The sequence below is a fragment of the Reyranella sp. genome, from assembly GCF_965249915.1.
Taxonomy (GTDB): Bacteria; Pseudomonadota; Alphaproteobacteria; order Reyranellales; family Reyranellaceae; genus Reyranella.
In genome coordinates this window covers 194,274-211,647 of sequence record NZ_OZ252257.1, presented here as the reverse complement: position 1 = coordinate 211,647, position 17,374 = coordinate 194,274, and the positions used below count along the sequence as shown (strand labels likewise).

Annotated in this window: 16 protein-coding genes; 6 read left to right on the top strand and 10 right to left on the bottom strand. The window is 66.2% G+C overall.

Annotation, left to right across the window (positions count from 1 at the left end):
* Window positions 1–86 precede the first annotated feature (86 nt).
* Genes ACP15H_RS01000 through ACP15H_RS00970 form a run of 7 tightly spaced genes read right to left on the bottom strand, consistent with a single transcriptional unit; the run spans window position 87 to window position 6,970 of the window.
* Window positions 87–1,391 (bottom strand): NtaA/DmoA family FMN-dependent monooxygenase, encoded by a 1,305-nt coding sequence (locus ACP15H_RS01000; protein WP_425064366.1) that lies wholly within the window; start codon window positions 1,389–1,391, stop codon window positions 87–89.
* Window positions 1,388–2,206, bottom strand: coding sequence for a GntR family transcriptional regulator (locus tag ACP15H_RS00995; RefSeq protein ID WP_425064365.1), 819 nt, complete (start codon window positions 2,204–2,206; stop codon window positions 1,388–1,390). Before ACP15H_RS00995 ends, ACP15H_RS01000 begins: the two co-directional genes overlap by 4 nt.
* A gap of 21 nt (window positions 2,207–2,227) precedes the next feature.
* Complete coding sequence (locus ACP15H_RS00990) at window positions 2,228–3,070, bottom strand: ABC transporter permease (protein ID WP_425064364.1); 843 nt, start codon at window positions 3,068–3,070, stop codon at window positions 2,228–2,230.
* A 4-nt stretch (window positions 3,071–3,074) separates the two neighbouring features.
* The gene (locus ACP15H_RS00985; protein ID WP_425064363.1) at window positions 3,075–3,989 is read right to left on the bottom strand and encodes an ABC transporter permease; all 915 of its coding nucleotides are present in this window, start codon (window positions 3,987–3,989) and stop codon (window positions 3,075–3,077) included.
* Between the two features lie 18 nt (window positions 3,990–4,007).
* Complete coding sequence (locus tag ACP15H_RS00980; protein ID WP_425064362.1) at window positions 4,008–5,513, bottom strand: ABC transporter substrate-binding protein; 1,506 nt, start codon at window positions 5,511–5,513, stop codon at window positions 4,008–4,010.
* 45 nt (window positions 5,514–5,558) lie between these two features.
* The gene (locus tag ACP15H_RS00975) at window positions 5,559–6,239 is read right to left on the bottom strand and encodes a DUF1028 domain-containing protein (RefSeq protein ID WP_425064361.1); all 681 of its coding nucleotides are present in this window, start codon (window positions 6,237–6,239) and stop codon (window positions 5,559–5,561) included.
* Window positions 6,236–6,970 (bottom strand): DUF1028 domain-containing protein, encoded by a 735-nt coding sequence (locus tag ACP15H_RS00970; RefSeq protein WP_425064360.1) that lies wholly within the window; start codon window positions 6,968–6,970, stop codon window positions 6,236–6,238. Before ACP15H_RS00970 ends, ACP15H_RS00975 begins: the two co-directional genes overlap by 4 nt.
* Before the next feature lie 122 nt (window positions 6,971–7,092).
* Here ACP15H_RS00970 and ACP15H_RS00965 point away from each other — a divergent pair, with 122 nt between their 5' ends.
* The 3 genes from ACP15H_RS00965 (at window position 7,093) to ACP15H_RS00955 (ending at window position 12,777) form a co-directional block, all read left to right on the top strand.
* Window positions 7,093–8,067, top strand: a complete 975-nt coding sequence (locus ACP15H_RS00965; RefSeq protein ID WP_425064359.1) for an ABC transporter ATP-binding protein — start codon at window positions 7,093–7,095, stop codon at window positions 8,065–8,067.
* Window positions 8,064–9,026: an ABC transporter ATP-binding protein gene (locus ACP15H_RS00960; RefSeq protein WP_425064358.1), complete on the top strand. Its 963-nt coding sequence runs from the start codon at window positions 8,064–8,066 to the stop codon at window positions 9,024–9,026. The genes ACP15H_RS00965 and ACP15H_RS00960 overlap by 4 nt, the downstream gene beginning before the upstream one ends.
* Window positions 9,027–9,207: 181 nt before the next feature.
* Window positions 9,208–12,777: an autotransporter outer membrane beta-barrel domain-containing protein gene (locus ACP15H_RS00955; protein WP_425064357.1), complete on the top strand. Its 3,570-nt coding sequence runs from the start codon at window positions 9,208–9,210 to the stop codon at window positions 12,775–12,777.
* Between the two features lie 182 nt (window positions 12,778–12,959).
* On the opposite strand, the gene ACP15H_RS00950 is transcribed toward ACP15H_RS00955, so the two are convergent.
* Together ACP15H_RS00950 and ACP15H_RS00945 are read right to left on the bottom strand one after the other, a co-directional pair.
* A complete protein-coding gene (locus tag ACP15H_RS00950) occupies window positions 12,960–13,589 on the bottom strand; it encodes a hypothetical protein (protein ID WP_425064356.1) in 630 nt (209 codons plus the stop codon).
* Between the two features lie 308 nt (window positions 13,590–13,897).
* Window positions 13,898–14,593 (bottom strand): CBS domain-containing protein, encoded by a 696-nt coding sequence (locus ACP15H_RS00945; protein WP_425064355.1) that lies wholly within the window; start codon window positions 14,591–14,593, stop codon window positions 13,898–13,900.
* 160 nt (window positions 14,594–14,753) lie between these two features.
* On the opposite strand from ACP15H_RS00945, the gene ACP15H_RS00940 reads away from it, so the two are divergent.
* The 3 genes from ACP15H_RS00940 to ACP15H_RS00930 are packed head-to-tail and all read left to right on the top strand — an operon-like array spanning window position 14,754 to window position 16,352.
* Window positions 14,754–15,395 (top strand): TetR/AcrR family transcriptional regulator, encoded by a 642-nt coding sequence (locus tag ACP15H_RS00940; protein WP_425064354.1) that lies wholly within the window; start codon window positions 14,754–14,756, stop codon window positions 15,393–15,395.
* The gene (locus ACP15H_RS00935; RefSeq protein ID WP_425064353.1) at window positions 15,392–15,613 is read left to right on the top strand and encodes a hypothetical protein; all 222 of its coding nucleotides are present in this window, start codon (window positions 15,392–15,394) and stop codon (window positions 15,611–15,613) included. The genes ACP15H_RS00940 and ACP15H_RS00935 overlap by 4 nt, the downstream gene beginning before the upstream one ends.
* The gene (locus ACP15H_RS00930; protein ID WP_425064352.1) at window positions 15,600–16,352 is read left to right on the top strand and encodes an SDR family NAD(P)-dependent oxidoreductase; all 753 of its coding nucleotides are present in this window, start codon (window positions 15,600–15,602) and stop codon (window positions 16,350–16,352) included. Before ACP15H_RS00935 ends, ACP15H_RS00930 begins: the two co-directional genes overlap by 14 nt.
* A gap of 9 nt (window positions 16,353–16,361) precedes the next feature.
* Here ACP15H_RS00930 and ACP15H_RS00925 read toward each other — a convergent pair whose 3' ends face one another.
* Entirely contained in the window at window positions 16,362–17,345 is a 984-nt protein-coding gene (locus ACP15H_RS00925; RefSeq protein ID WP_425064351.1) for a zinc-dependent alcohol dehydrogenase family protein, read from the bottom strand.
* Window positions 17,346–17,374 lie beyond the last annotated feature (29 nt).

Sequence of the window (17,374 nt, the reverse complement as noted above, 5' to 3'; positions counted from 1 at the left end):
CATCAAAAAACGAAGCGGCAGGAGGGATCCCCTCCTGCCTCAAGGACGACGTTGCGATGGCCGGCGACTTCGACCCGGCAAGGTCGTCAGAATTCCAGCAGATTATCCCGCAGGTGCTTGTGCGCGTACTGCTTGCGCGTCACGCCGCGGCGCTGCAGTTCCGGCACCAGGCCGTCGCAGACTTCCATGATGTAGCGGCGGTCGAAATAGCTGTTGAAGATCAGGAATCCGTCGCCGCCCACTTCCTCCATGATCTCCGCCATCAGGCCGGCGACATAGTCGGGCGTCCCTGTGAAGTCGATTCCGCCCTTGCGTGAATAGCTCTGCAGGATCGAGCGCGGCGTCTTGCCGATCCATTTGGCGAGCGACGACTGGTGGCCGTTCGTCGTGAGATGCGCCGGCAGCGGCTCGTCGAGGTCGAACTTCGAGAAATCGATGCCGGTCAGGCGCGACATGCCCGACAGATGCAGGTCGAGATGCTTCTCGGCCTCGGCAGCTTCCATTCGGGCGCGGTCCCGTGCGGCCTCCATGCTGACATCGATGATCGGATGGGCCAGGAACAGCACCTTGATGTCGTCGGGATTGCGGCCGTGTTCGACCGCCTGCTTTCGGACCTTGTCGCGATAGGCCTTCATGCTTTCGATGCTGCCGCCGCCCTCGGTGATGATGGTGTCGGCCCAGCGGGAGGCGAACTGCTGGCCGCGCGGCGAACCGCCGGCCTGGCAGATCGGCACCCGCCCCTGCGGCGAGCGCGGCGCGTTGATCGGCCCGCGCACCTTGAAATACTTGCCTTCGTGATTGATGGCATGGACCTTCGAGCCGTCGGCGAACATCGGCTTCTCTCGGTCGAGCACGACCGCATCCGGCTCCCAGGCCTCCCACAGCTTCGTCACGACGTCGGCGAACTCGTCGGCCACGTCGTAGCGCTCGTCGTGCGGCCGGTGCTTCTCGTGTCCGTAGTTCTGCGCCGCGCCATCGTTGCTGCCGGTCACGCAGTTCCAGCCGATGCGGCCCTCGGTCGTATGGTCGAGCGAGTTGACCAGTCGCGCCAGGAGGTACGGCGGATATTCAGAGACCGACAGCGTCGGCACGATGCCCACCGTCTTGGTCGCCATGGCGAGATAGGGCACCAGCACCGCCGGATCGAGCTTGGGCGCACTCGCCGCGTACTGCAGGTACGAGTTGTGCGAACCCTGGTAGGTGTAGGGCACGTTCGAGCTGTCCTCGATGATCATGTAGTCGAAGCAGGCCCGGTCCATGCCCTTTGCCAGATCGACGAAGATATCTGGCATCATCCAGCGATTGATGTCGCTGCCCGGAAAGTCGCTGCGCCAACTCTTCGGGCCATAGCCCTGCGACAGGAACCACGCCAGGTGAAACGGCTTCTTCATGACTGAGACCTCACGCTACGATGATTGGGGTTCGCCGCCTCGGGGCCGGCCGGCAGCGGGCGCGCCAGATCGACCTGCTGGCGATGGCGGAAGAGCTCGATCTTGGGCACGAAGCGATCGGAGCGGACGTAGAGGTCCGAGTAGTAGATCGCCACGCCCTCGATATCGAAGTAGGTGCGCTGGAGCAGCAGGAGGGCGGCACCCGGCTCGACCTCGAGGCGCTTGGCCAGCTCGGCGTCGGCCGAGATCGCCGAGGAGGCCTGCTGCACGCGAAAAGCCTGAACGCCACAGTATTTCTCGATCAGCGGGATGACCTGCGCCGACCGCATCTGCTCGGCAATGTCGGACGGCAGCCGCTCCGCCAGCCCTTGCGGCAGGTATGCCCGGCAGAAGGCAATCGGTCCGGTCGGCCGCACGCGGCTCCACGAGATTCGCAGGATGCCCTGGCTCGACGGGGCCTCCAGAAGCGCCGCCACCCGATCGTCGCCATGCTCGGGCAAGCGGTCGATGCCATGCAGGTCGAAGCGCGCGTCGGGATCGTGGATCCTGAGATCCTCCAGAGCGCGCGCGCTCCAGTCGCGGCTCTCAGGATCGCTTTCCAGCACGAAGGTGCCGCGACCCGGGAAGCGGCGCGCCAGCTTGCGCGACACCAGCTCCTCCACCGCCGAGCGGGCGGTGTGCCGGCTGACGCCGAACTCGGCCATCAGCTCGGCGTCGGTCGGAAGCTGGGAGCCCAGCCGGTAGACGCGCGTGGCGATGCGTTCGCTCAGCACCTGGTAGATTCTGTAGTAGGCCGGAACCGGATCTCGACGCATTTCCTCTCCTTATTTTCTTTTTTATCGCCGGTCCGCGCGCCGCGGATCCAGCGTTTCGCGCAGCCCGTTGCCCAGCAGATTCACCCCCAGCACCAGCAGCACGATGGCAATGCCGGCGAGGTTGGCGATCCAGGGCGCGACCAGCAGCCGGTCGCGACCCTCGGCCAGGATATTGCCCCAGGTCGCCGTCGGCGGGGGCACGCCGAGACCGAGAAAGCTCAGAGCCGTCTCCTGCAGGATGAGCTGGCCCACCTGCAGGGTGGCGATCACCGTCAGTACCGGCGACATCTGCGGCAGGATGTGCCGCCACATGACGTAGCGGCCCCCCGCTCCCGAGGCGACCGCCGCCTCGACGAACGGCCGCTCGCGCAGTGAGCGCGTCAGGTTGAAGGCGACGCGCGTATAGCTCTCCCAGCCGGCGAACCCCAGCACCAGGACCAGCACGACGACGCCGCCGCCGAACACCGCGACCACGACGATCGCCAGCAGGATCTCCGGGATCGCCTGGTACCCGTCGGCAAAGCGCATGATGACCTGCTCGGTGCGCCCCCCGACATAACCCGCGACCAGCCCCAGCGTCGTGCCGAAGGTGAGCGCCACCAGCATCGCCATAAGGCCGACGGCGATGGAGAGCCGCGAGCCGTAGATCAGGCGCGACAGCAGATCGCGGCCGAAATTGTCGGTGCCCAGCGGGTAGGTCCAGCTTCCCTTTGCTTCCCAGACCGGCGGGCGCAGCCGCAGCATCAGGTTCTGCGCATAGGGATCGTGCGGCGCGAGCAGGGGCGCGAAGAGCGCCAGTACGCACATGCCCAGCACGAGCACGACACCGATCTGGATCTTCAGTCGCGGGCCGAACCATTTCATTTGATCACCGCAGCCGGATGCGCGGATCGATGGCGGCCTGCACCAGATCGACCAGCAGGTTGGCGGTCACGATGGTCACCGCGACGATGAACACCGCGGCGATCACGATCGGCACGTCGCGCTGGAAGATGGCGCTCACCATCAGCCGGCCGACGCCCGGCCAGGCGAAGATCGATTCGGTCACCACCGCGCCGCCCATCAGTCGGCCGAGTTGCAGTCCGACCAGGCTCACCACGGGATTGAGGGCGTTGGGCAGGACGTGCAGCCAGAGCACCCGGGCGGGGCGCGCGCCGCGAGCACGCGCGGTGACGACGAATTGTTCGCGCGCAGTCTCGAGCACGCTCACCCTCGTCACCAGGATGAAGTTCGGCACCAGGAAAGTGGCCAGCGTCACCACTGGCAGGACCATGTGCTCCCAACCGCCCTGCCCGGACGTCGGCAGCCACTGCAGGTCGAGCGCAAACAGCTGGATCAGCAGGATGCCCAGCCAGAAGCTTGGCATCGACTGTCCCACGACCGCCAGTACCGAGATGACGAAGTCGGGAACCTTGTCCTTCCACACCGCGCAGGCGACTCCCCCCAACACGCCGAGCCCGATGGCCAGCAGCAGACCGAGGGAGAGGAGCTGCAGAGTCGAGCCCAACCTCTCGAGCACGATCTCCATGGCCGGCCGTTTGAACTGGATGGAGTTGCCGAAGTCTCCCTGCAGCAGATCGACCAGGAAATAGCCGAACTGGACCGGCAACGGCTTGTCGAGATGCAGCTCGGCCCGCAGCACCGCCTCCTGCTCGGGCGTCGCATCGAGCCCCAGATAGATCGCCACCGGATCGCCGGTCAGTCTCAGCACGACGAAGACGAAAGCGATGACGAAGACCAGCGGGACCGGTACCAGCAGGAGACGGCGCAGCAGGTAGCGCATGTCAGTTTCCTGCCGACGTCACGGCTTCACGCTGACCTTGTGAAGGCGCAGCAGCGAATCGCGGGAAGGCTGCCAACCGGAGACCTTCTCGTTGCGGCCGGAAATACGCGGCAGGCCGAGCAGGAAGATCGACGGAACCTCGTCGTGCATGATCTCCATCATCCGGTTGTAGTCTTTCAGCCGGGCGGCCTCGTCCATGGTCGAGCGCGCCTCGAGCCAGAGCCTGTCGAACTCCGTGTTCGTCCAGTAGTTCCGCTTGCTGGCTTCCGTGTACCAGACGGTGTTGAAATCGGCGTCGCCGACGCTGAACCAGCCGACCTGGTACATCGGCCCCTGCTCGCGCGAGCGATCGAGCTGGGACCACACGCCGCCCTCGACGACGTTGACGCTGGTCTTCACGCCGACCGCCGTCATCATGCCGGCAACGGCATTGGCGATGTCGACGTCGGAAAGATACCGCCCCGACAGCGTGTTGATCTTGTTCTCGAAGCCCTTGGGAAAGCCCGCTTCCGCCAGCAGCGCCTTGGCCTTGGCCGGATCGTAGGGCCGCGACTTGAGGTTGGGGTTGTAGCCGAAGGTGGCCTTGGTCACGAGCTGGCCGTCCAGCACCGAGCCGTAGCCGCCAAGCATCTGCTTTAGGAGAGCCTGCTTGTCGATGGCATAGTCCAGCGCCAGCCTGACGCGCACGTCGTTGAAGGGCGGCTTGCGGGTATCGAACGTGTGAACGAGGCTCACCGAGGATTCGACGGCGTCGATCTTGAGATTCTTGCGCTTCTCGACCGAAGGCAGCAGGTCGACGGGAATCTCCTCGATGATGTCGGTCTCGCCCGCCACCAGCGAGGCCACGCGCGTCGCTCCCTCGGGAATGGCGCGGATGCGCAGCTTCTTCATGGCCGGCGCGCCGCCCCAGTAGTCGGGATTGGCGGCCAGATCGTAGCGGTCGCCCGCCACCCAGCTGACATACTTCCAAGGGCCGGTACCCATCGGCTTCTTGTGTGCTTCAGCCTGTCCGACTTTCTCGGTATGCGCCTTGGACTCGATCGGGATATCGGCGAGGCCGCGCAGCAGCAGCGGCGCCGGCGAGGCGGTCTTGATGTCGACGGTATAGTCGTCCACCACCTCGGTCCCGGTGACGCCCGCGATGCGCGTCTTGCGCGCATAGACCTGCTTGGGGTCGATGACGTAGTCGATCGTGAACTTGACGTCGGCGGCGGTGAAGGGCGTGCCGTCATGCCATTTCACGCCCTTGCGCAGGAAGAAGCGCCAGTGCGTGGGGCTGATCGCCTCCCACTTCTCGGCCAGTGCCGGCACGAGCTTGTCGTCGTTGTCGCGCGCGACCAGCGGCTCCCATGTCTGGTAGCAGAGGCTCAGCGTGATATAGGCACCGCCCGTGGGCGCAATGGAATCGGTGAAGAGCGAGGCGCCCACCACCAGCATGTCCTTGTCCTTCTGCGCCTGCGCGGACGACGCGCCGACAACGACGGCCAGTGCCGCCCCCAGAGCCGTTCTCAGGATCGTACGCATAGACACCCCCTCGGCGATGAAGCTCCTGTTCTTGATTTCCCCCGGCTATTTTTTCTGTTGATCGCGCCAGCGATCGTCCCGCGGCAGGCGCGGGTTGTAGGGCCGCTCGCTGTAATAGGGCAGCAAGGGACGGAACCATTCGAAGATGCGGCGTAGTTCGCCGATCGGCTCTTCATGCACGTCCACGCGGAGGTCGATGTAGGCGAAGGGCTCGTCGCCGTAGACCAGGATCGACGACGAGAAATGCCCGTCGGCCTGGCCGCCGGCGCGTCCGCCCGCTTCGACCGCGCGCACCAGCCGCTCTTCCAGCAGCTCATCGCCCGTGGTTTCCATCGACCGGGCCATCGCTTCCGTGACCTGTGGGCCGACGATGCCGTTGCCCATCACCAGCCAGCCCTTGCCGATGATGTGGCCGGCATAGGCGCCGTTCTCGGTCCCCGTCATGGCGGCCGCATTGCCCCAGGCATCGACGACACCGATCTGGCGCAGCGGCGCATTGGGATCGCTGCTTTCGAGCTCGTGGATGATCTTGCCGGCGTGGTACCCGAGCCCCATCAGCTTGGTGCACAGCAGCGTCAACCGGGGATCGGCAATCGCCTGCACCGAGGCCGCCGCCATGCGCGGAATGACGACCGGGCAACGGTTGCCCACGGCCGGCGCATGCGTCGCCATGGCGACGCCCAGCATCCTGGTCCGCGGACAGCGGCCGACGACGGTGAAGGTCATGGCTTCACGCCGGCCGCCTTGGCCTTGGCGCGCGCCTCGACCCAGTCTTCCACGACACCCAATGCCGTCGGCTGCCAGGGCCGTGTCTCGTAGTACTCGATCTGCGGGCGATAGAGGTCGAACAGGCGGCGCAGCTCGCCGATCGGCTCGACATGCTCGTCGACCCGCAGGTCGACCAGCGGATATTCCTGGGCGCGATAGACGATCAGGGCCGCCGAATGCTGACCGCCATGCTGGCCGCCGGCATCGCGACCGGCCTCGAGCGCCGCCATCAGCCGCGCTTCGAGATCGTCACCCTTCATTGCCTTGAACGTATCGGCCATGGCCGAGGCGGTCCGTTCCGAAATGAGGCCATTGCCCATCGCCACCATGCCGGGCTCGCAGAAATGACCCGACCAATCGTGATTGCTGGCACCGGTCCGCGCCACGGCATTGCCGTCGCGATCGATCACGGAAATCTGGCGATGCTCGATATGGGGATCGCTCACCGCGATCTCCTCCAGCGTCTTCGCCGCCGAGTAACCGAGGCCGAGCAGGCGGAGGCCAAGCGGACCCAGGCGCGGATCGGTGACGGCCATGGTCACCACGACGCCGAGACCGGGCTTCACGAAGGGACAGCGCGTGCCGACGGCCATGGGCCGCGTCGAGATCGCCACCCCGAACTTCCCGGTCTCCGCGCAACGAGCCGAGATCGCGAAGGTCGAGAACTCCTCACCCAATGGCCCCAACATTGCTTTCTCCTGCTCGTGCCTTGCACGAACCTTAAAGGCCCCTATTGTACGCTTCAATGTCTAATTGTCCGGTCATTACAGCATTCTGAGTTGTAGAACCGCGCAAGGGAGCCTTCTTCCTCATGGCGCTGCTGGAAATCGAAGATCTGTCCGTCGCGTTCGGGCCCGTGGAGAACGCGACCACTGTCGTCGACGGCGTGGACTTCACGGTCGACCGGCACGAGACCGTCGCCTTGGTGGGTGAGAGCGGCAGCGGCAAGAGCGTCACCGCCTTGACGATCATGCGTCTGCTGCAGGAGCCGGGCCGCATGACACGCGGCGCCATCCGCTTCGAGGGCCGCGACCTTGCGCGTCTCGGCGAGCGCGAAATGGCGGCGATTCGCGGCGATCGCATCGCGATGATCTTCCAGGAGCCGATGTCCTCGCTCAATCCGCTGCTGTCGATCGGGGCGCATGTCGCCGAACCGTTACGGCTCCACCGCGGACTATCGAAGCGCGAGGCGCGCGCACGCGCGATCACACTGCTCGACCGGGTCGGCATTCCCTCGGCGGCGCAGCGCTACGACGACTATCCGCACCGCATGTCCGGCGGCATGCGTCAGCGCGTGATGATCGCGGCAGCCCTCGCCTGCGATCCCGCGCTGCTGATCGCCGACGAACCGACGACCGCGCTCGACGTCACCATCCAGGCGCAGATCACGGATCTCCTGGCGGACCTGCAGGCCGAGTTCGGCATGGGCGTGCTGTTCATCACCCACGATCTCGGCGTCGTCGCCGAGCAGGCCCATCGGGTCGTGGTCATGTATGCGGGCAAAGTGGTCGAGCGCGCGGCGACCGCCACGCTGTTCGATTCGGCGGCGCACCCCTACTCCGCTGCGCTGCTGCGCTGCATGCCAGGCGACGACGAGAAGACGGACGATCGGCTGGCCGTCATCGAGGGCACCGTGCCGGCGCCAACGGCCCTGCCCGCCGGATGTCGCTTCGAGCCGCGCTGTCCTCAGGCCGTTGCCGCCTGCCGCACCGAGGAGCCCCCGCTACTCGCGCTGGCCGCCGACCACGCCGCCGCCTGCCTCAAGCCGCTTGTGGCCGTACGATGACCGAACTCCTGGCAGCGCGTGGCCTCACCAAGCATTTTCCCGTCCTGGGGGGACCGCTGGGCATCGCCCGGGTCGGCACGGTGCGCGCCGTCGAGAACGTCGACCTCTCGATCGCGCGTGGCGAGGTGCTGGGGCTGGTCGGTGAAAGCGGCTGCGGCAAGTCGACCTTGGGCCGCCTGCTGATCCGCCTGCTCGACCCGACGGCCGGATCCGTGACCTTCGACGGCCATGACATCGCTGCCGCAGAGGGTGCCGAGCTGCGGGCGCTACGCCGCCGCTTCCAGATGATCTTCCAGGATCCCTATGGGTCGCTCAACCCGCGCATGCAGGTCCACGAGATCGTCACCGAACCGCTGCGCCTGGCCGGCATGTCGCGCAAGGACTGCCGCGAGCGCGCACCGGCGCTCCTCGCCCGGGTCGGGCTCGCCCCCGAGCATGGCGCGCGCTATGCGCACCAGTTCTCCGGCGGCCAGCGCCAGCGCATCGGCATCGCCCGCGCGCTCGCCCTCGATCCAGCGCTGATCGTCTGCGACGAACCCGTGTCGGCGCTCGACGTCTCGGTACAAGGCCAGGTCGTCAACCTGTTGCGCGACCTGCAGGCCGAGCGCGGCCTGAGCTATGTCTTCGTCTCGCATGACCTCCGGATCGTGCGGCACATCGCCGATCGAGTCGCCGTCATGTATCTCGGCCGCATCGTGGAGATCGGCGATAAGGAAACGATCTACCGTCGTCCGCTGCATCCCTATACCGAGGCCCTTCTCGCCGCCGTGCCGGTTCCGCGCCCCGGCCGTCCGCGCCACCGTGCCGCCGTCCAAGGCGAGATCCCGAGCCCGATGAACCCGCCTACAGGTTGCGCCTTCCATCCGCGCTGCCCACTCGCGACGGATCGGTGTCGCACGGAGATGCCCGTCCTGCGTGCAGTCGCCGATCGCGAGGTAGCCTGCCACCTGGCGGCCTAGGTGTCTTTACCGGTGAAGGCCGTTCGCTCGGTGGCTCGGCAAGGCAGTTCGAGGAACGTGCATGTTTTCCGGTGCAACCCAGCCGTAACCGTCACGCTCTTACGAAAAAAATTCATCGATCAAAGCCAAATGGAGCAGAAACCCGGCTAGAATTACTGCGGGGAGCAGCTAGGTGGGGAATATGCGGAAGCACGTCTCGTTATTCTGTGGGCTGGCCGTGCTGGCCTGCTGCGAAATCTCCACGGCATTCGGCCAGACGCCGGCGTCATCCGTCGATATCCCACTGAGTTACGTCTTCGACAGTTCGTCACATGCCGCGCGTCTCTCGATCAACATCGGGATCAACGGCGGCGCGCCGAGACCGTATCTGTTCGACACCGGCTCCTCTCTGTTCAATGCGGCCTTCGATCCGCTGACATGGGGCAACTACTCGCAGTACACATCTTCCGTTCCGCCCTCCACCGTTGCCAACGGTACGGACGTCAAGCTCTGCTATTCAGAGAAAGACGGCTGCCGTGGTTACGTCGGGAACATCCTGCAGATACCGTTGCTCAGCTTCTACGCGGCCGGCGTGACGACGACTGACACGGCGCCGGCGGCGACGCTCACCACCCCCAACGAACAGGGGATGGGGTTTCAGGTCAACGCTGCTCACCACTACACCGATCCGGATACAGGGACGCACAATAGCTTCCCGAAATACTTCTTTGACCCCGATACGAAGGATAAGCCGGTGCAAGAAGGGCTGTTCTACGGCGTATTCGGGGCTCGAATCTCGGTGGACCAGCTGCCCAAGGACAAATGCCCCGGCTCGTCGGATTGCTATATCGCCGGCGGCGTGTTCGGGCAGGCGATCATGCCGGGCGCGGCGCGCCAGGGCTTCGTCGTAGCAGCAAACGGCCAGGGCCTCGTTATAGATCCAAAAGGGCCTCAGCCCGACCCGCCACCGCCTCAGAAGAGCGCGACCGTCTCGATCGGTGGCACGACCCGAGACGTGACGAACTGCAATCCGTGCGTGACTGTGGGGCTGACGCCGCAGATCATCGGACAATTCGCGCCGGTTGCGATGCCGACACCGACGTCGGCTCCTGGCTTGATCCAGTGGGTGGCACCGACGTCACCCGATCAGGCGCCTCCCTTCCCCAACCCCTACGGTGGCTCGACCGGGAACACGTCGGCACCGACGGATGCCATGTACTTCAAGGTGACCGTGTCGGGCGGCACCACCACCACGGCGACAGCCTTCACGCTTCTGGATACCGGGACGAAATACTACTCGTTGACCAAGGATTTTTCGGAAGCACTCACCGGCACGATCTCGATTACGGGTCTGACCCCTGACGAGAAACCGATCACCGGCCTTCCGACTGCGACAGGGACCCTCTTCGCCAAACCGAATTACTATGTCGATGGAAGCGGCAAGACCAACACGATCGGCATTCCGTTCTTCACACTGAATTCCGTGATGTTCGACCTGAGCGACCAGGTGACCGGCTACACGCCTTTCTTCGTCACGGCCGCCAATCTCGAGACGACGGCCGGCGGCCCCCTCATCGTCAGCAGCAGCAACGTTCCCCTGGGACTGGCCGGCGTCATTTCCGGTCAAGGGGGGGTCACCATCGACAGTGGGGGCGCGGTACAGCTCAGCGCCACCAACACCTATACCGGCGAGACGATGATCGGCAGTACCGGCGGCATTCCGGGAACGCTGCTGATCTCCGGGCCGGGCAGCATTGCCGCCTCGAGCGGCGTGGTGAACAATGGCGTATTCGACATCTCGCGCGCCTGGGCGCCGGTCAGCATCAAGGCCCTGAGCGGTACCGGCCAGGTGAACCTTGGCGGCCAGAATCTCACGATCACCAGCGGCAACGGCACGTTCTCCGGCATCATCGCGGACGGTGGCGAATACGACGCCACCGGCGGCAGCGTGACCATTGCCGGCGGCACGCAGACCTTTGCCGGGACGAATGGCTACACCGGCGGCACGCTGGTGAGCGGCGGCACGCTCAATCTCACCGGGACCCTCATCGGTGGGATGACCGTAATGCAGGGTGGCACATTCAACAATTCCGGCACTCTCGATTCCCTCGGCGGCGCCGGATTCCTCAACCAGGGTATCACCGCTAACAACGGGACCCTGACGACCGACGTGCTCAATACCGGTTCATTCCTGAACAACGGGAACTTGACCGGAACTTTCGCGAACCTGGGCCTTCTGTCGGGCACCGGCGGAATCGTGGGCACGCTCGCCAATGCGGGTATCGTGGCGCCAGGCACGCCATACGGCACGATGACGGTCAACGGAGCGTATAGCCAGACATCGTCAGGCACGCTCCAGGTTGCCGTGTCGTCGGCGGGTCAGGCGAGCCGGCTGAACGTCATCGGCGCGACGGGCACCGCCTCGCTGGCGGGCTCGGTCCTCGCGCAGGTGCAGGCGGGCAGCACCTATGCGCCGCGCACGACCTACACGATCCTGCAAACCACGGGCGGATTGAGCGGCGGCTTCTCCAGCGTCACGAGCAGTTCGCCGTTCCTGCTGCCGAGCCTGAGCTATGACGCCAACAACGTCTATCTCACGCTGCAGATCGGTGGCTTCGCCACCGCAGCGCTCAATCCGCAGCAGCAGGCGATCGGAACCGTGCTCGACAGCACGGCGGCCACCGCGACCGGCGACTATGCGACCGTGCTGGGCACCCTGGCCTCGCTGTCACCCGCGCAGGTCCAGCCGATCCTGACGGCATTGTCGGGCAACAACTATGCAGGTTTCTCGTCCGCAATGGTGCAGGGCGCACAGTTCTTCATGAACAATTTCGCCGGCCAGGCCACCGGCGGCGGCCCGTCAGGCAGCTCCCGCGTGGCCCTTGCCGAGGCCTGCGACGTCGCCTGCGACGCGTCGTCCACACCGCGCTGGGGCGCCTGGGGTGGCGCGATCGGCGGTCTCGGCACCGTCGGCGCCGGCACCGCGCAAGGCGCCGTCACCTACAATGCCGGCGGGTTCGCCGCCGGCCTCGACCGGGCCTTGACGGATAATTTCCGCGCCGGCGTCACCGTGGGTTATAGCGGCGGCACGCAATGGGTCTCGGGCTTCAGTGGCCAGGGCAACAGCGACACGGTGCAGGCCGGTCTCTACGGCAACTATGCAAGCGGCCCGTTCTATGCCGATGGGCTGGTCGGCTACGCCTACACCAACAACCGGATGACGCGGCCGATCCTCATCCCTGGCCTGGCGGCACGCACCGCCTTCGGCCAGACGGGCGCCAACCAGGTCTTCGGCCAGTTCGAGACAGGCTACAGTTTCGACATCGGCTCCCAGGCCGATGCCTTCTTCAAGCCGTTCGTGCGGCTGCAGGCCTATACCGGAACCCAGAACGGCTTCACCGAGACCGGGGCGCAGTCGCTGAACCTCTCGGTCGCACAGCAGACGACCAACTCGCTGCGCTCGGTGATCGGCGCGCAGTTGGGAGCGTCGATGGACATGGGCTGGCGGGACAGGCTGGCGATGCGGTTCCGGCTGGGCTGGAGCCACGAATATGCCGATGTCAGCCGTCCGGTGACGGCCGCGTTGACCGGCGCGCCGGCCTCGCCCTTCACGACCTTCGGCATCTCGCCGGTCCGCGACGGCGTGCTGCTGGGCTTGTCCGCCAGCACCGCCGTCGCCGAGGCGACCTCGCTCTACCTTCGCTACGAAGGCACGCTGGCCGGGCCGGATGGCAGCCAGGCCCTCACGGCCGGCGTGCGCATGACCTGGTGAGTCATGAGGACGGGGCCCAACCGGATTTGCCGACGAGCCTCAGCTTCGCGCTCCGCGCGCTCGACGGAAACGACAGGGCGCAAAGGCTCGAGCCGGCTCGTTCGTTCCTCTGATCGGCGCGCACGCCAGGACTCCAGGCGAGCCGCGCGGGTCAGTCGATCTCCCCTGAAGCAGAGGCCGCCTCAACGGCTCGGGCTCGCGAGCGCGACGCTCTGTGGTGCGCGGTCCGTGGCGCAGCGGCGTACCGCGGCGACAGCCTTGCCGCGCGCTTCGGCAGGCCCCGCCTGGAGGTCGACCACCGCCTCGCCGTCGAAGGCAGAGGGCTCGCCCGCCGGTTCGGCGACGAGGTCGAAGCGCAGCCGCATCGTCGTGCCCTGCTCCAGTGCATCCAGCAGGCGGCTGGAGAGGCGCGGAAACATCGCCTCGGTCTGGTCACTGAGCACGACATGGTCTTCGGCAAACAGCAGCCCGACCGGGAAAACATGCTCGTCGATGACGATCTCGGCGCGCGGCTTGCTCTTTGCACGAGTAGCGTCCGCGCCATCGGGCATCAGGGGCCCGTCGTTGGTCAGATAGAGCTGGAGCTGCAGGACGCGGCGGTCCTCGGCCTGCTCACAGGCGAGCACCACCACGTCGAGATTGAGATTGCGGGTGCGCGGCTCGATCAGCGCGTAGCTCGGCCGGTCGACGCGCTGCTCCAGGGTCCAGCCGGCATCGGTCTCGAAGTCGCCCGCGAGGACCGGGGTGAAGCACAGCCCGGTGACAAGGCCGGCCGCCAGGGCCGTTCGCACAATCCGCCGCAGAGCCTGCATGATCGAAGATCCTTCCCGCGTCCGACCTCATGGTAGTCGGGAACGACGGGTCGGAGGCTGATCCAGATCAAACCGGAGCCGAGCCGGTGGAGTGAAGCGGCTGGCAGGTTCCGATTCCCTTTGCCCTGCGCCTGCCGGCAACGTTCGCTGCCGAAGGCCGAAAACTCGCCTTCACGGCGCGGTAGGACGCAGCCCATCAGGTCCAGTACGGGCTGCCGGGTCTTCGCCTCCTGACCGACCGGCAAATCCTCCGCCCGGTCGTCCTCACGCTCGCTAAGCCCGAATCGAAGGACTGTGATCGCCCCGCCCTAGACGCCCATGCCGACGGTGGCGGGCAGCGAACGCAGGTGACTCTTGACTCTCTTCACGCCGGGCACGTTCTCGGCGGCGACGCGATAGGCCTTCCTGACGTCTTCGCCCTCGACGAAGCCCCAGAGATGGACCGCGCCGTCCGTGACCACGACATTCACCGGCCAGCGCGACTTCCAGGCCTGCGTGTCGAAGGCGTCGACCACTGCCTGGCGGAGCTGTTTGTCGTCGGGGTGACCGGAGGCGCCCTCCGGCTCGCGCGACAGCAGTGCCGCCAGCAGGTTGGCGCGACTGACGATGCCGACGATCTGCTCGTCACGCACGATCGGGATGCGTTTGACGCGATGCTTCTCGATGAGCGCAACCAGCTCGCCCAAGGTGGCTTCGTCGCTGGCCGTGACGACATCGCGGGTCATGACGTCGGCGACCTTGCGGGCATGGGACGTGACGTAATCGCGCGCGGCACTCCCGTCGCTGTCGAGCAGACGCGCCAGCCAGGACTTTCGCGGTGCCGTCTCGATCTCGGCGCGATGAATCAGATCAGCCTCGCTCACGATTCCGACGACATTGCCCTTGTCGTTGACGACCGGCGCGGCGCTCACGCCAGCACCGAGCAGCAGTTCCGCAGCGTCGAACACCGTTTCCTTGACGTTCACGCAGACGATGCTCTCGGTCATGATGTCCTTGGCGCGCATATCCGTCTCCTCCTGGTGACTCTGCGACTGGACAATCGAGCCGATAGCGACAAGCCGCATTGCGCCAAGTCAAATCTTTCCGGCGAAAGCCGGGCGGCTCTGGCTTGACATCAAGATCTGAACCGCGGTTCACTATGAAAAGTGAACCCAGGTTCATCCCTTGATCAGAGGCACTGTGGTCTACCGGCGCACCGAGAACGCGAGTCAGCGACTGGCCGACAAGCGCGCGAAAATCCTGAAGGCTGCACGCGATCTCGTGGCCGACGGCGGGTGGGCCGCCGTCCAGATGGATCATGTCGCAGCGGCGGCCGGCGTGGCGACCGGGACCGTCTATCGCTACTGGCCCTCCAAAGCCGATCTCTGCGTGGAGATCGTGGCGACGGTTTCCGCGCACGAGGTCGGGGTCGTGAAGGCCATCGCCGATGAGAGCGGTTCGCCGGTCGAGAAGCTGTCATCGGCCATCCGCGCATTTGCCGGTCGCGCGCTCCGCGGCCGCCGCCTGGCCTACGCCCTGATCGCCCAGCCCGCGGATCCGGAAGTCGAGGCCGTGCGTCTCGAGTACCGTGCGCAGCTCGCGCATTGCTTCGAGCGCATGCTGCGCGAGGGCATCATGCGCGGCGTCTTTCCGCGGCTCGATCCCGCTGTGGCCGCAGCCTGCATCGTCGGCGCCTTCATGGAGGCGCTGATCGGCCCGCTGGCCCCGGCCAAGGGCACGGGCTCCCGTGCGAACCAGCACCTCATCGACCAGATCACCCATTTTTGCTTACGCGCCAGCGTGGGTTCCGCGGAAGGAAAGCCATGAGCGACGTCACGATCGTCAATCTGCTCGGGCACTCTCCGCTGCTTCTGGCAGATGGTTACGCCCCGCACGTGATGAGCCAAGCGTCACGGTTCGCCAGCCGCGCTGGCTTCACCGGCCGCCGGCGGCTGACCGACGCCGGCGCAACTGTGGCCAACGCGCAGGTTGCCCCGCGGGCACGGATGGTTCAATCGATCGGGTCAGGCCATGCGGGACTTTGAAGACAAGGTCGTCCTTATCACCGGCGGCGCGACTGGCATTGGACTCGCGACCGCCCTCGCCTTCGGCCGGCGCGGCGCCCGGCTTGTCATTGCGGGCCGCCGACAGAGCGAAGGCGAGAAGGCCGTGGCGAACTTGGCCGGGACAGGCGTCAGCGGTCGGTTCATCGCCACGGACGTCACCCGCCCCGACGAGCTGGAAATCCTGCACCGCACGATCCTGGAGACCTACGGCCGGCTCGACGTCGCGTTCAACAATGCGGGTTACCAGGAGCCGCGCGCGCCGCTCGCCGAGCAGGACCCCGCGTTCTACGACCGCGTCTTCGATACCAATGTCAGGTCGGTCTACCAGTCGCTCCAGCACCAGGTTCGCATCATGGTCGAGCAGGGAGGCGGCGCCATCGTCGTCAACGCCTCCGTGAGCGGCATGCGCAACCCCAATCCGGGACTGGCGCTCTACTCGGCATCGAAGGCGGCGGTGCTCTCGCTGACCCGGTCCGCCGCGATGGAGTACGCGCAGCAAGGCGTCCGCATCAACGCCGTGGCGCCCGGGCGCGTCGTGACCGACATGATGCTTTCGTCGAAGATCATGGATATGGGCGCTGTCGCGGCGGGCCTGCCGCTGCGTCGCATGGGCCAGCCCGAGGAAGTCGCCGAAGCGGTCGTCTGGCTGGCCTCCGACGCCGCCTCGTTCGTCGTCGGGCACGTGCTGTGCACCGATGGCGGCTTCATGACACTGTGAACTCGACGGTCAGGGCACGAGAACCGCGGCGCCCTGGAAGGCACCCGCACGCAGATCGGCCATCGCTTCGTTGGCAGCCGCCAGTGGGTAGACGGTCGTCGTCGTCTTGACCGGCACCATCGGCGCCAGTGCCAGAAACTCCCGGGCATCCTCGCGCGTGAGGTTGGCGACCGAGAGAATCTGCCGCTCCTCCCAGAGAAGTTTGTAGGGAAAGGACGGTATGTCGCTCATGTGGATGCCGCCACAGACCACGCGCCCGCCTTTGCGAACGACCTTCAACGCGGCGGGCACGAGGTCGCCGACTGGCGCGAACAGAATGGCCGCGTCGAGAGCGTCGGGCGGGCTCTCATCCGAGCCCCCCGCCCACACCGCACCCAACGAGCGGGCGTGGGCTTGCGCCGCACCATCTCCGGGGCTGGTGAAGGCATGGACTTCCCGGCCCTGCCATCTGCATACCTGGGCGAGGATGTGGGCGGCCGCCCCGAAGCCGTACAGGCCGATCCGATGGGCATCGCCGCAAAGCTTGAGCGACCGCCATCCGATCAGGCCGGCGCACAGCAACGGTGCCGCGGCCACGGGGTCATCGAAGCCCGTCAGGGGGAACGAGAAGTCCGCACCTGCCACGACGTGGGTCGCAAAGCCGCCATCTCGCGTGAGGCCGGTGAAGACCGGGCGATCGCACAGATTCTCCTTGTCCGACGCACAGTAGGGGCAATGACCACAGGTTCCGCCGAGCCACGGCACGCCAACGCGTGTGCCCAGGCGCGCGGCCGGCACGCCCCTACCCACGGCTTCGACGATGCCGACGATCTCATGCCCGGGCACCACCGGATGCCGGATACCGGACAGATCGCCGTCGAGGATGTGGAGATCGGTGCGGCACACGCCGCAAGCCTCGACCCTGATCAGCAGATCGCCGGGGCCGGGGCGGAGGTCGGGCCGTTCCTCGAGCCGGAGCGGCCCGCCCATGGAAGAGAGAACCATGGCCTTCAAGCAGGGACTCCCTCTTCCTTCGAAGTGAC